The sequence below is a fragment of the Nocardia yunnanensis genome (assembly GCF_003626895.1).
Lineage (GTDB): Bacteria > Actinomycetota > Actinomycetes > Mycobacteriales > Mycobacteriaceae > Nocardia > Nocardia yunnanensis.
The window spans coordinates 2,070,535-2,082,680 of sequence record NZ_CP032568.1 but is presented as its reverse complement, the minus strand read 5'-3'; the positions used below and the strand labels follow the sequence as shown (position 1 = coordinate 2,082,680).

Annotated in this window: 12 protein-coding genes; 7 read left to right on the top strand and 5 right to left on the bottom strand. The window is 66.3% G+C overall.

Annotated elements, in window-relative coordinates; all coding sequences use genetic code 11:
* Positions 1 to 85: 85 nt before the first annotated feature.
* Positions 86 to 514: an MmcQ/YjbR family DNA-binding protein gene (locus D7D52_RS09545; protein ID WP_187703130.1), complete on the top strand. Its 429-nt coding sequence runs from the start codon at positions 86 to 88 to the stop codon at positions 512 to 514.
* Between the two features lie 21 nt (positions 515 to 535).
* Here the strand turns inward: D7D52_RS09545 and D7D52_RS09540 are convergent, their stop codons facing one another.
* Together D7D52_RS09540 and D7D52_RS09535 are read right to left on the bottom strand one after the other, a co-directional pair.
* Positions 536 to 1,453: an alpha/beta hydrolase fold domain-containing protein gene (locus tag D7D52_RS09540; protein WP_120735991.1), complete on the bottom strand. Its 918-nt coding sequence runs from the start codon at positions 1,451 to 1,453 to the stop codon at positions 536 to 538.
* A 60-nt stretch (positions 1,454 to 1,513) separates the two neighbouring features.
* Positions 1,514 to 2,362, bottom strand: coding sequence for an alpha/beta fold hydrolase (locus tag D7D52_RS09535; protein ID WP_120735990.1), 849 nt, complete (start codon positions 2,360 to 2,362; stop codon positions 1,514 to 1,516).
* 54 nt (positions 2,363 to 2,416) lie between these two features.
* Between D7D52_RS09535 and D7D52_RS09530 the strand changes: the two genes are divergently transcribed.
* From D7D52_RS09530 to D7D52_RS09520, 3 genes are all read left to right on the top strand, one after another.
* On the top strand, positions 2,417 to 3,010 hold the full coding sequence (locus D7D52_RS09530) for a TetR/AcrR family transcriptional regulator (RefSeq protein ID WP_120735989.1): 594 nt from the start codon (positions 2,417 to 2,419) through the stop codon (positions 3,008 to 3,010).
* Between the two features lie 55 nt (positions 3,011 to 3,065).
* Entirely contained in the window at positions 3,066 to 4,979 is a 1,914-nt protein-coding gene (locus tag D7D52_RS09525) for an HNH endonuclease signature motif containing protein (RefSeq protein WP_120735988.1), read from the top strand.
* A 454-nt stretch (positions 4,980 to 5,433) separates the two neighbouring features.
* Entirely contained in the window at positions 5,434 to 6,522 is a 1,089-nt protein-coding gene (locus tag D7D52_RS09520) for an erythromycin esterase family protein (RefSeq protein ID WP_120735987.1), read from the top strand.
* Between the two features lie 13 nt (positions 6,523 to 6,535).
* On the opposite strand, the gene D7D52_RS09515 is transcribed toward D7D52_RS09520, so the two are convergent.
* From D7D52_RS09515 to D7D52_RS09505, 3 genes are all read right to left on the bottom strand, one after another.
* Positions 6,536 to 8,344, bottom strand: coding sequence for an MFS transporter (locus D7D52_RS09515; RefSeq protein WP_120735986.1), 1,809 nt, complete (start codon positions 8,342 to 8,344; stop codon positions 6,536 to 6,538).
* An 81-nt stretch (positions 8,345 to 8,425) separates the two neighbouring features.
* On the bottom strand, positions 8,426 to 9,052 hold the full coding sequence (locus D7D52_RS09510) for a PadR family transcriptional regulator (RefSeq protein ID WP_222932803.1): 627 nt from the start codon (positions 9,050 to 9,052) through the stop codon (positions 8,426 to 8,428).
* A gap of 2 nt (positions 9,053 to 9,054) precedes the next feature.
* A complete protein-coding gene (locus D7D52_RS09505) occupies positions 9,055 to 9,888 on the bottom strand; it encodes an IclR family transcriptional regulator (RefSeq protein WP_342775260.1) in 834 nt (277 codons plus the stop codon).
* A gap of 233 nt (positions 9,889 to 10,121) precedes the next feature.
* On the opposite strand from D7D52_RS09505, the gene D7D52_RS09500 reads away from it, so the two are divergent.
* The 3 genes from D7D52_RS09500 to D7D52_RS09490 all read left to right on the top strand — a co-directional run bounded on the left by D7D52_RS09500 (position 10,122) and on the right by D7D52_RS09490 (position 12,112).
* Positions 10,122 to 10,628 (top strand): flavin reductase family protein, encoded by a 507-nt coding sequence (locus D7D52_RS09500; protein WP_120735985.1) that lies wholly within the window; start codon positions 10,122 to 10,124, stop codon positions 10,626 to 10,628.
* Between the two features lie 84 nt (positions 10,629 to 10,712).
* Positions 10,713 to 11,855, top strand: a complete 1,143-nt coding sequence (locus D7D52_RS09495) for a 3-ketosteroid-9-alpha-monooxygenase, oxygenase component (protein ID WP_120735984.1) — start codon at positions 10,713 to 10,715, stop codon at positions 11,853 to 11,855.
* An 11-nt stretch (positions 11,856 to 11,866) separates the two neighbouring features.
* Positions 11,867 to 12,112 (top strand): hypothetical protein, encoded by a 246-nt coding sequence (locus D7D52_RS09490; protein ID WP_120735983.1) that lies wholly within the window; start codon positions 11,867 to 11,869, stop codon positions 12,110 to 12,112.
* Positions 12,113 to 12,146 lie beyond the last annotated feature (34 nt).

Below are 12,146 nucleotides of genomic sequence, written 5' to 3'. Positions count from 1 at the left end.
GTGATTTGCCGCATTCTGTGCCAGCAGGCAGGCATAAACCCAGCTCGCGACCGCGTGGGATGTGTGCGGCGATACACTCGGCCGGGTGTCGAGCCGTACCCGCCGCGCCCGCCTGGACGACGTCCACGCCCTGGCCCAGGCCATGCCGCACGTCACCGTCGAGCCCGGTCCGGGCGGCCGGCCGGTCTATCAGGTGGGCCGCAAATCCTTCGTCTTCTTCCGGGGTCCCCGGCCCGACGCGTTCGACCCGGAGACCGGTGAGCGCTACGACGACGTCATCGTCTTCTGGGTGCCCACGGAAGACGACAAACTGGCCCTCACCCAGGACCCCGGCTCACCGTTCTTCACCACCCCGCACTTCGACGGGCACCTCTCGGTCCTGGTGCGCGGCAGCCGAATTCCCGAACTGACGCTGGGTGGGCTGACCGAAGTCGTACAGGACGCGTGGCTTTCGCGCGCCTCGGCGACGCGTGGCCGCAAGTGGCTGGCGGAAAAGGGTTTGGGCGCAGGCTGATCCGAGATGATCCCGGCGGTATCAGGCCCGAGCGGGTGCCGCTTCGAGTGCGCGTCGGAGGGCTTCGACGATGAGACCGCGCGCCTGCCTTCCCTCGGGGGTCGGCGTCAGCGGATAGACGTGCACCAGCTCGGCGATCTCGTGATAGTCGACGTCGACGCCTGCGGCCCTGGCCTTCTCGACCATGAGCCGGATATCGGGCATGAGGATGTCGCGGGTGCCGGAGAAGACGGTCAGCGGGCCGAGCCCGGTGAAATCGCCGAACAGCGGGCTGACGCGCGGGTCGGTGATCGGCAGGGGGCCGCGCCAATGCTCACCGAGCACCAGCCCGCCCTCGCGCCCGAGCCAGGGGTCGGCGGGCTGGACGGCGAGGACGTCGGGATTGCTCAGCGACAGGTCCAGGGCGGGGGAGATCAGTATCGTGCGGGGCACGATCGGCTGTTCCTCGTCGCGCAGCGTCAGCGCCGTGGACAGCGCGATCTGCCCGCCTGCGGAATCGCCTGCCAGACAGACGGTTCCGTACTGTTCCCGGTTGGCGCGCACCAGCGCCGCGAACGCCGGAATCACCTGATCGGCAGTGCCGTAGGGGACCAGCGGATAGATGGGCAGCGTGACCGTCGTGCGCGCGCGGGCCACGATATCGGCGGCCAACTGCCAGTGCTGCAGGACAACCTCGTTAACCCAACCGCCGCCGTGGCAGTAGACGACATTGCCGCGAGCCCGGCCGCTGCGGGGCGCGAGCGTGTAGATCGGCCACCCGTTCTCACGCCGCACCTCGACGGTGACGTCCGAGCGCAGCAGCCGGGGCGGACCGTACGCCTGCGGCCGCAGCGTGCGCTCGCGAATATGGTCACGCGCGCCCTCGGCGGTGATGAACGGCTTGTTGGCCTGGGTGATCCGCAAAAACGCGGGCACCGCCCGACTGAGCAAACTCGGCATGGTGCCTCCCGTGCAGTCTCCTGTGATCGCGGCACCGACGATACCGAACGGTAGCCTCCGTCACCCGTGATCGATGACCGCGCTGGTGAGGAATTCCGCCATGGCGGCCGCGACGGCGTCGGGTTGATCGATCATCGACAGCACATAGGCGTCGTCGATCTCGACCAGCCGCCCCTTCGGAATGATCTCGGCCAGCCGCCGGCCGTGCTCGCGCGGCATCACCTTGCCCGCCGACGACCAGAGGATCAGGGCCTCACCCGAGAAGTCCCGCAGCGCTTCGGTATTCGCGATCAGCTCGGATTTGACGCGCTTGGATCGGCCGTAGGAGAGCATGTCGCGCTGAATCCGCTTGTCCCGCAGGCCGGGTTCGGTCCAGCCGTGGACGAGTTCGTCGCTGAGCGGATAGCGCGCCATCCAGCCGAACAGGAGAGGGGAGGAGCGTAGCCAGGAGACGCGTAATTGCTTGAGCCCCAGCGTGAGTGCGCCCGGGACATAGGCGGCCACGGTGACCGTCTTGCCCGGCAGGCCGGGCGGGAAGTTGGCGAAGGCTTCGCAGGGCAGCACGATCATCCGGCCGATGCGTTCGTCGAGGCCGTAGGCGGTGAGGAACAGGCTGCCGCCCCAGTCGGTGTGCACCAGGGTGACATCGCGAAGATCCAGCGCCGCAAGAAAATCGGCGATCAGCTGGTTCATTCCGCGCATGCTCAGATCCGCGTCCTCGTGCATGGGCTCGGGATGGGAACCGAACGGCAGATCCGGTAGCACGTAGCGGAAGCCATCGGGCAGCTTGTCTATCACAGCGTCCCACTGGGTGTGATTCATGAGCAGCCCGTGCAACAGCACCACCGCGGGCCCCGCGCCCCGCTCGACGTAATGGATCCGGCCTTGGCTCAACTCGACAGTCGGCATATTCGACCCTCCTCTAGAGCAGACGCTCTAGTGCGTTTGCTCTAGTCTGTATCCGTGAGCGAGAAGCTGTCAACCACTACTCGGGACCGGCTGGTCACCGCCGTCGCCGAGCTCATGCGCGTCCAGGGCTACAGCGCCATCACCGTCAAACAGATCACCGCCGCCTCCGGTGCGCCGATGGGCTCGCTCTACCACCATTTCCCGGCCGGCAAATCCGCCATCGCCGCGGAAGCCCTCCGCACTTCGGGAGCGGCCTACATCCAACTGATTCCGCTCTTACTCGATGCCCATGACGACCTCCGCGAAGCCGTCCCCGCCGCATTCGCGGCCGCCGCCGAGACGATCGAGCAGGGTGGGTGGATGAACATGTGCCCGGTTGCGACGGTGGCGGGGGAGGTGGCCGACAGCACACCCGAAATCCGAGATGTCGCAGGGGAAGTCATGAAATCGTGGATCGACGAGGGGGCGGAGTATCTCGTGCGGCGTGGGCTGGCCGGCGAGGATGCGCGGGAATTGATGATCGCGATTATCTGCGCTCTGGAAGGGGCGTTCGTGCTGAGCCGGACTTTGCGATCTACCGAGCCTTTGCTTGCTGCTGGAAAAGCAATGGGGGCAAGGGTTTCGGAGATTGTTGGATCGAAAATTTAAGGGATACCGGACATTTCGGGTTCCTCGCCATTGAATTGATTGATAGAATGGAGGCATGAATTCGATGGGGGTGACATTCGACAACTGCGGCATCACCGAACTGGTGACCGCAGTCGAAACCCTCTCGACCACCCTCGCCCACGCCACCCTCACCCCGTTCACGGATGCCGATGTGGTGGCGTTGATGCAGCAGCTGGAAACCTGCAAACGCAAACTCTCGGCCCTGGATTCGAAACTGATCATCGAAGCCTCGGATCGCTGCCTGCCGGAGGCCAGTGGTGCGGGCAAGCTGGTGCCGTTCCTGCGTCAAACCCTGGGCCTGTCCGCCCATGATGCGTCGGTGCGTGTGAAGATCACCCGCGAATGCGGCGAGTTCACCGAACCCAACGGCCGTCCCCGCCCCGCGGCTTTGCCGGTAGCGGCGGAAGCCTTTGCGGCGGGCGCGCTCTCGCGTGACCACGTCCGTCACATCGTGGACATCATGACGCATCTGCCCACCGACATCCCAGTCGAAACCCGCGTGGATGTGGAGCAGGTGCTGGTGGAACAGTCTTGTGAGGGTTTGTTCCCCGACGACCTCCCGAAGATCGGCCGCGAGATCCTCGCGCGTTTGGATCCGGACGGCACGGTGATCAATGATGCCGACCGCCGTCGCCGTCGCGGTCTGGTGATCGGTCGGCCGGGTGTGGATGGCATGTCGTGGGTGGAGGGCTGGATCACCCCGGAGTTGCGTGCGTGCTTGGATGCGGTGCTGGCGAAGTTCGCTCGCCCGGGCATGTGCAACGCGGAGGATCCCGAAAGCCCTGGTGTTCCGGGTGCTTCCAGCGTTGCCCGTACTCCTGGCGCTGTCGTTGCGCCCGGCTCCATCGGTGTGTCCGGTGCTGCTGTTTGCGGCCTGCCCGGTCGGGCTGTGGCCGGCGGTGTGGTCGCGGGTGGCGGTGTCGGTGCTGCGGCCGCCGACGTTATGAACACCGGCGCTGCGGCCACCAGTGTGGTGACCGCCGGGGTTGCCGCCTACGGCGTGGTGACCGAAGGTGTTGCCGCGCAGGGTTTCGCCGCCCAGAGCGTTGGCGGCCAGGGCCTCGCAGTCCGGGGCGTAGAGGCAAACGGTGCTGCCGCCCAGGGTCCTGTCGCCCACGGCATGGTGGCCGAAGGTGGTGCCGCCCAAGGTTTCACGGCCCAGGGCCGTGCCGGGCAGGCCGCTGCCGCCGAAGGCCACGCCGCCCAGGGTGTCGCCGCTCATGGTGGTGGCGTGGTCCGTCCTGCCACTGGCGCGGTTGTCGACTCGGCTGTGTTGGAAGCGGCCGCGCGGCGTGACCGGCGTGACGCCGGGCAGCGCAATCACGACGCGCTGTTGGCGCTGTTGCAGGCCGGGGTCGACATGAACAAGCTCGGCAGCCATCGCGGACTGCCCGTGCAGATCACGCTCACCATGAGCCTGGCCGATCTGGAACGCGGTGCGGGGATCGCGACCACCGCCACCGGCGGGCACGTTTCGATCAACGAGGCGTTGAAGATGGCCGCCGGCAGCAAGCCGGTGCTGGCCGTGCTCGACGGGGACGGGGTTCCGCTGTACCTGGGGCGTAGCCGAGAACGGCTCGCCACTCCCGGGCAACGATTGGCGTTGATCGCCCGCGACAAAGGCTGCACGCATCCCGACTGCGACGCACCAGCAGCGATGTGCGCCGCCCACCACGTGCTGGATTGGGCCAAAGGCGGGCCCACCGACCTGAACAACCTGGCGTTGGTGTGCGATCACCACCACGCGATGGTCAACGACAGCGAGTACGGGTGGACCACCGTCATGATGGGCAGCGATTCCCCGCATCGCGGGCGGGTGGGTTGGATCGCACCAGCAGCTGTCGACCCGTCGCGCACGCCTCGGGTGAACGAGAAACATCACGCCGGGCAGCGGGTCGCCACTAGCATCGCCGCACGCTGCCACCAGTGGGGTCCACAGGCCGCATGAACCCCGGGGCCGCTGTTCCACCCCGGGCGTACGCAAAGCAACAGAACAGTGTGGGCGCGTCGCCTGCCCTGCCGGACCGGGGCTGACGCCCAGTCGCGAGCCGCAGCCAGCCGATTCCGGCCCACGGACTGCACGCATCACCTTCTCGAGACAACCCAACAACTACATCTCCGAGAAACCGAGTGCTGCAAGTTCTTTGACAATTCCACAGAGACAGATTCACGGCCGGTGGGTGAGTGTGCTGGAAGGTGAGCGAGGATGGGTGGGTGAGTGTGCTGGGAGGCGCGAGCTGTTCCCGGTGGCGGCTGGTGGGTGAGAGGGCCTCGCAAGCTCGGCCACCCTCTCTCCCTCCTCCTGGCCGTCTTTTATCTTTTCTTCTTTTGGGCTTTGTTCTTTCGGCTTTTGTCTTTGGCAGCTTGACCTGAACCATTGTTCAGGTTGGAGAGTGGGTGTCATGAACGCGAGCACCCTCTCTACCGCAACCGTCGTCGGTATCGGCGAATCGACCCGCTTCGCTCACGAGACGTTCGCCTTGCGCGACAACCTCTTCCGCGACCTGGTTGAGCACTATGGCTTCCGAACCCTCGCCATTCAGGACAGCGCGAACGTGGGAGAAAGCCTTGACTCCTTTGTTCGAACCGGCAAGGGCACAGCCGCCTCCGCTCTTGACAATGCCTGGCGTCCTTGGCGTACAGCGGAAATGGTCGCGACGCTGACTTGGATTCGTGAATTCAACGAAGCCCACCCTGGGGACCAGGTCCAGATCATCGGCATCAAACCTGTTCAGGCGATGGGGGAGGACTACGAGGCCGTCCTGAATGCTGTTCGCGCTCAGGCTCCGGATCGTCTGGCCGAACTCGCCGCCCATTTGGATCCGATTCGCACCGCCCACACGATCGACGAACACGTTCAACGGGCCCGCGGAATTCACCCGGGCCGCCCGTTCCTCGAGCATGCTCGCGACGCCTCGGCCATCGTCGCCGCGATTCCCGGCCTCGACGAATCCGTCCGCGCTCGAATGGCTTTGATCGAGGATTTCCATGCTCACAGCGTCGCGGGGCGGGGCAGCTTCGCTGGTGAAGGGGAGCTCTGGGCGACGTCGATCATCGCTCACCAGCAGCGCACGGGTTCGCGCATCGTGTATTGGGACGGCATCGCCCACGTCTCCGCTGAAGGTCCTTCGCTGGGCAAGGCAGCGGATCAGGGGGCGATGGCCAGTGTCGGCAGTGTGCTGCGTCAGCACTTCGGCCGCGAATACGCTTCCGTGGCGATCGGTTTTCATCACGGCAATGTGGGCGTGGCCGAGATTCCGGCTCCCGCACCGGATTTCCTGGACGCCGACCTCGGCGAGCGCGGGCTGCCGACTCTCTGGCTGGATATGCGCACCGACCCGATCGCAGCACCTGTGAAGATGCGCACGATCAGCGGTGTGTACAACCCGGTCCGAGATGCCGACGAGCACTTGAGGATTCGCAATCTCGCCGAGGCCTTCGACCTCGTCGCCCACATCCGTGAGGTGACTCCGGTCAGCTGGCTGTCCTGAGACGACCGCCGCGTCAGTGCGCGGCGCCGCCGGTGGCCGCGGTGCGGCCGTGCCGCATGAGGAACGCGCCCACCAAAGCCACCGCCGCGGAGATCGCGACGAAGTAGAAGCCGAGCTCGTATCCCTTGTCCGCGTACAGCAATGGGATGTCCTTGGTCACCGGCGGCGCACCGGCCACCGACACCACGGCCCGCACCGGGTTCGCGGTCAGGAACGCGGTCGCCACCGCGAGCCCGATGGCCGCGCCCATGGCCTGCATGACGCCCAGCATGCCGGCGCTGATGCCCTGCTGTTGCGCCGGAACACCTTCCACGATCAGGTTGGGTGTCGAGGCGTAGTACAGCGCGAACGCGATCCCGTACACCGCGCTGATCAGCGCCTGCGTCTGCCAGCCGTGCGAGAGCGCCGCGTACGCCAGCCCGCTGCCCACGAAGATCACCAGCGCCGTCACCAGCGGCCAGCGGGCGCCCGAGCGCCGAATCCACAGGCCGCCGAGGAAGCCGAACAGCATGGCGATCAACGACTGAGCGAGGGTCACGTGCGTGGCGAACTTCAGCAGCGTGAAGTTGTCGCCATAGGTGTAGCCGGGCGACAGATCCACCTTCACCATGTCCGGCGGCAGCTTCGAGTACACCATCTCTGGCGGCACCTGGGCGTTCACGACCTCGGGCGTCACCTGCGCGTTGACCTGGTCCGTCAACTGCTGCACGAATGCCGGCGGCAGGTCCACGCCCGGCGGCATCGCGGCCTTCGCCTGCGCCTCGGCCTGCGCGAGACCCTGTGCTCGCGCCTGGGTCAGCGCCTGCGCCTGCGCCTGTTGCAGCGCACCGGCTTTCACCTGTTCCCAGGTGGCGTCCTTGACCTGCGACACCACCTGATCCGACGGCGGCGACTGCGTCATGTACCCGGTCGCGTACGACTGGTAGCCGATGATGAACGAGGCCAGCAGACCGACGAACAACACGATGCTCACCCGCGGATTGAACAGCAGCTTCATATCCATGATCGGTTGCCGCGCACGCATTTCCACCACCGGGAACAGTGCCAGCAGCACCAGGCCGCCGATCAGCCAGGCCAGTGTGGACGGCTTGGTCCAGCCCCAATCCTGCCCCTTGTCCAGGTACAGCAGCGTCAGTGTCGCGCCCGCGCCGAGCAGGGTCGCGCCGATCAGGTCCAGCCGCTGCGGGGTGCGCAGCTTCGACTCCGGCACCACGATGATCAGCAGCGGAATCATGACCAGGGTGAAGACGAACAGGAACCAGAACAGTCCACGCCAGCTGTAGTGATCGGTGATGTACCCGCCGATCAGCGGCCCGGCGAGGGCGGAGACGCCCAGCCCCGTGGAGGCGATCCCCAGGCCGATGGGCACCATGCGGCGCGGCATCAGATCCCGGATCAGACCGTAGGACACGACGGTGGTGGCGATGGCGGTCGCCTCCAGCGCGCGGCCGACCAGGAACAGCGCCCAACTGCTGGTGAGCGCGCAGATCACGGTGCCGATGAGGAACAGCACCCCGCACACCAGGAACATCTTCTTCTTGCCCCAGATGTCGCTGAGCTTGCCGATCAGCGGGGACACCGCCGCGCCGAAGATGCCGAAAACGATGATGGCCCAGTTGATGTTGGCGCCCTGATCGGGGAAGGTGGGCGCGATTTGGCGCAGCGCCGAGGCGACCATCACGTACTGCATCGGGGAGACCTCGGTGAACAGCACGATGACCGCGAGGACCGACCAGATCCTCAGCTGCGATGCGCCGTCGAGGCGGCCGGATTCATCGGGCACGGCGCCGGGTGGCACCGCGGTATCGACGGTGGTGGACATAATGCGTCCTCCAGGGTGGGTAGTGACACGATCGTGTGAACCGTGTCACGCCTGCCAATCGCCGACTATGAGCAAGTCCGTTCAGTGGGAATCGGTGGAATTCTGCTTCTTCGCAGGCTTGCGGCGGCTACGCTGTCTCGCCAATTTGTCCAAATCCGCCAGCAGGTCCTCGGCGAATTCCTTTTCGGCCTCGTAATGTTTGACGCACCAGCGCAATACCGCGCTCGGATAGGCCCAATCGGGATTCACGTCCGCGCCCTCGGCGTCGGCCTCGGCGCGCCGCCGCATGGTCTCGGTGTATTCGATGTGCTGTTCGAGGATTTCGCGCATGCGCTCGGGTTCGGCGAGATGTCCCAGCCAAGCCCGCAGCATCACACTGTGTTTGAGCACCGGGGCCTCGACGGGGGAGTGATTGACCCAGTGCGCGGCGGCTTCCCGGCCGCTGTCGGTGATGGCGTACATGCGTTTGCCGCGCATGCCGTCCTCGGAGACGACGGTCCGCGAGGTCGCGTAGCCGTGTTTCTCCAGCCGTTTGAGTTCGGCGTAGATCTGGCTGAACGACGGACTCCAATAGAAGAACTGCAGACTCCAGTCCGCCCATTTCTTCAGGTCGTAACCGCTGAGTTCCTCGGCGTGCGAGAGCATTCCGAGAACCGCCCACGCCGTCGTCGGCAGTTCCGGAATCGGCTGCGCCGCCTCGGCGTGCACGCTCAACGCCAGTGCGCGCGACGCGGGAACAGGGTGCGGCCGGCTTCGTGCGCGACCTCGAGCACGACCCGGGCCAGCCGGTCGTAACTCATGCCGTCCGCGCGACCCGACAGCGACAGTGCGGCTGGCGCGGTGCCCCGGCCCCGCAGCGGCGCTGCGACACAGGCGATTCCGGCGACGGCCTCCTCGCGGTCGATGGCCACGCCCTGGCGCAGGCGGATCTGCTGCAGCTCGCGGCCGAGCGCCTCGGGCTCGCTGATGGTGCGCGGGGTCAGCTTGGGCAGCCGGGTGCGCAGCGCGGCCTCGGCGATATTGGGTTCCAGGCAGGCCAGCATCGCCTTGCCGAGAGCCGTTGCGTGCGCGGGCATCCGGCCGCCCAGGCGGGTGGGCAGGCTGGCGGCGAAGCGGCCGCCCGCCTTGTCCAGGTAGACGACGTCGCGCCCGTCGAGGACCGCCAGGTGGCCGACCATGCCGGTGCGCTGGCTCAACTCGTGCAGCAGCGGGGAGACGGCGTCGCGAATCTCGTTGTGGTCGGCGGTGAGTCCGCCGAGCTCGAGGGCGCGCATGCCCAGCCGGTAACCGCCCGAGGTGTGGGCCAGCCAGCGCAGCTTGATCATCTGGTCGAGGATCCGATGCACGGTGGACCGCGGCAACCCGGTGCGCTCGACCAGGCCGAGCAGCGTGAGGGTGGGCGTGGAGGCGTCGAAAGCGTCCAGGATCAAGGTCATCCGCTCGATCATCGAGACGGGCACCTCGGCGGCGGCGTGGGATTCCTTGGCGCGCATGGGCTTGTGAGTGTGTCGAGCTTCCGCGGGGGGCAGCATGGTGACGGACATATGTACCTCCGTTGGTTCATATCCAGTCTAGGACTATTCCGATTAGGCACATACCTGGTTCGGAGCTTGTGCTACCCATCACAGTGCCCTGCGCCACAACCTGCGGAATCGGGAGAACTACGTAAAACCTACGCATACGTGTCCCGATCACCGAACCCCGTGGTTGACGCCTCCGGTCCCCGAGCTGCTGTCATGACTGCTAGCTATATTTCGGATCGAAATAAGGAGGCGCTGTGGATCCGGTCCTGGACCAGACCCCGGCCATCGACGCGACAGCTTTCAAGACCGTCCTGGGGCGTTTCGCCTCGGGCGTCACCGTGATCACCGCACTCGACGAGCGGGGCGCACCCCTCGGCTTCGCCTGCCAGTCGTTCGCCGCGTTGTCCATCGACCCGCCGCTGGTGAGCTTCTTCCCGGCGCGGACCTCGAGCACCTGGCCGAGAATCCGTGCGGCGGGCCGGTTTTGCGTGAACATCCTGGCCGACGATCAGGACGAGATCTGCCGTCGGCTCGGCCGGCCGGGCGCGGACAAGTTCGCCGGGGTCGAATGGACCGCGTCCGCGAACGGTTCGCCATTGCTCACCGGAGCCATGGCCTCCATCGACTGCGCCCTGCACAACGAGGTCGACGGCGGTGACCACACCATCGTCATCGGGCGCGTGACCAGCCTGAACGAGCATTCCGAGGCGAATCCGCTGCTGTTCTACCGCGCCGCGTTCGGCCGTCTCGCACACCAGTAGCCATCTCCCGGCCAGTGAGACTGCGCTGTCGTCGCCGTCACAGCGGCCGGAACCATCGAAGCAAGGCAAGGGAGAGGAATTCACATGACCACCGCCGAAACCGAGGTGCGTGTCATCGACTCGGGCAAGCCCCCGGCGCGGTTCGCGCGCGGCTGGCACTGCCTGGGTCTGGCCGAGACCTACCGCGACGGAAAGCCGCACACCGTCAAGGCTTTCGGCACCGAGATCGTGGTGTTCGCGGCCGAGGATGGCACCCTGAACGTGCTCAACGCCTACTGCCCGCACATGGGCGGCAACCTCGCCGACGGCACCGTCAAGGGCGACTCCATCGCCTGCCCCTTCCACGACTGGCGCTGGAACGGCAAGGGCAAATGCACCGGCATCCCCTACGCGCGCCGCGTGCCCCCGCTGGCCCGCACCAAGGCGTGGCCGACCATGGTCGAGAACAAGATGCTGTTCGTCTGGAACGACCCGGAGGGCAAGCAGCCGCCGGCCGAGCTGGCCATCCCGCGCATCGACGCCGCCTTCGACCACGAGTGGACCGACTGGACCTGGAACTCCATGATCGTCGACGCCAACTGCCGCGAGGTCGTCGACAATGTGGTGGACATGGCGCACTTCTTCTACGTGCACTACGGGTTCCCGACCTTCTTCAAGAACGTCTTCGAGGGGCACACCGCCAGCCAGTTCATGACCTCGGTCTCCCGGGAGGACATGATGGGCGAGACCGCGAAGGCGTTGGGCGGCAAGAACGTGCTGCAGTCGGAGGCGTCGTACTACGGGCCCTCCTACATGATCGATTACCTGAAGAGCGAGAGCCCGAACGGCCTTGTCGTCGAGGGCTATCTGATCAACTGCCACTATCCGATCAACGAGAACCAGTTCGTGCTGATGTACGGCGCGATCGCCAAGAAACCCGCGGGTGTGGCGCCCGAGCAGGCGCGGGAGATCGCCGAGAAGTTCGTCGGCGGGCTGGGCAAGGGCTTCGAGCAGGACGCGGCGATCTGGAAGCGCAAGTCGCGCATCAACAATCCGCTGCTGTGCGAGGAGGACGGGCCGGTCTATCAGCTGCGTCGCTGGTACGAGCAGTTCTATGTGGACGTGGCCGAGGTCGCGGACGAGATGACCGACCGCTTCGAGTACGAGGTGGACACCACGCGCGCGGTCACCGCGTGGGAAGCCGAGGTCGCGGACAATATCGCCAAGCGTGAAGCTGCGAACGCCTGAGAGGCACTGCCATGGACAAGGTTTCGTGCCGGTCCTGCGGGACCTGCGTGCTGGTGGAGAAATACAGCGACCAGCACACCAGCGTGCAGTGGAACAAGACCGCGCAGGCCGACTGCACCGAACTGGTGGGGGAGGGTCCGCGATCGCACACCTGTGGGGCGCTGCGGGCCAGCATCGACGAGGCGGTGGCGGCGGGTGCCGTCCACGTCAGTACGAGGGACGTGGACGTGCGCACCCGCGGGCGAACCCTGGCCTGAGCCGGGAACGAGGCCCCCGAAGGGAGGCCTCCCG

What these genes read in the sequence shown, in the direction of transcription:
- D7D52_RS09520 (WP_120735987.1), top strand. Translation starts at nt 5,434, where the DNA reads ATGAACGCGAGCACCCTCTCTACCGCAACCGTCGTCGGTATCGGCGAA.
- D7D52_RS09505 (WP_342775260.1), bottom strand. Translation starts at nt 9,888, where the DNA reads ATGTCCGTCACCATGCTGCCCCCCGCGGAAGCTCGACACACTCACAAG.
- D7D52_RS09535 (WP_120735990.1), bottom strand. Translation starts at nt 2,362, where the DNA reads ATGCCGACTGTCGAGTTGAGCCAAGGCCGGATCCATTACGTCGAGCGG.
- D7D52_RS09490 (WP_120735983.1), top strand. Translation starts at nt 11,867, where the DNA reads ATGGACAAGGTTTCGTGCCGGTCCTGCGGGACCTGCGTGCTGGTGGAG.
- D7D52_RS09540 (WP_120735991.1), bottom strand. Translation starts at nt 1,453, where the DNA reads ATGCCGAGTTTGCTCAGTCGGGCGGTGCCCGCGTTTTTGCGGATCACC.
- D7D52_RS09525 (WP_120735988.1), top strand. Translation starts at nt 3,066, where the DNA reads ATGAATTCGATGGGGGTGACATTCGACAACTGCGGCATCACCGAACTG.
- D7D52_RS09515 (WP_120735986.1), bottom strand. Translation starts at nt 8,344, where the DNA reads ATGTCCACCACCGTCGATACCGCGGTGCCACCCGGCGCCGTGCCCGAT.
- D7D52_RS09495 (WP_120735984.1), top strand. Translation starts at nt 10,713, where the DNA reads ATGACCACCGCCGAAACCGAGGTGCGTGTCATCGACTCGGGCAAGCCC.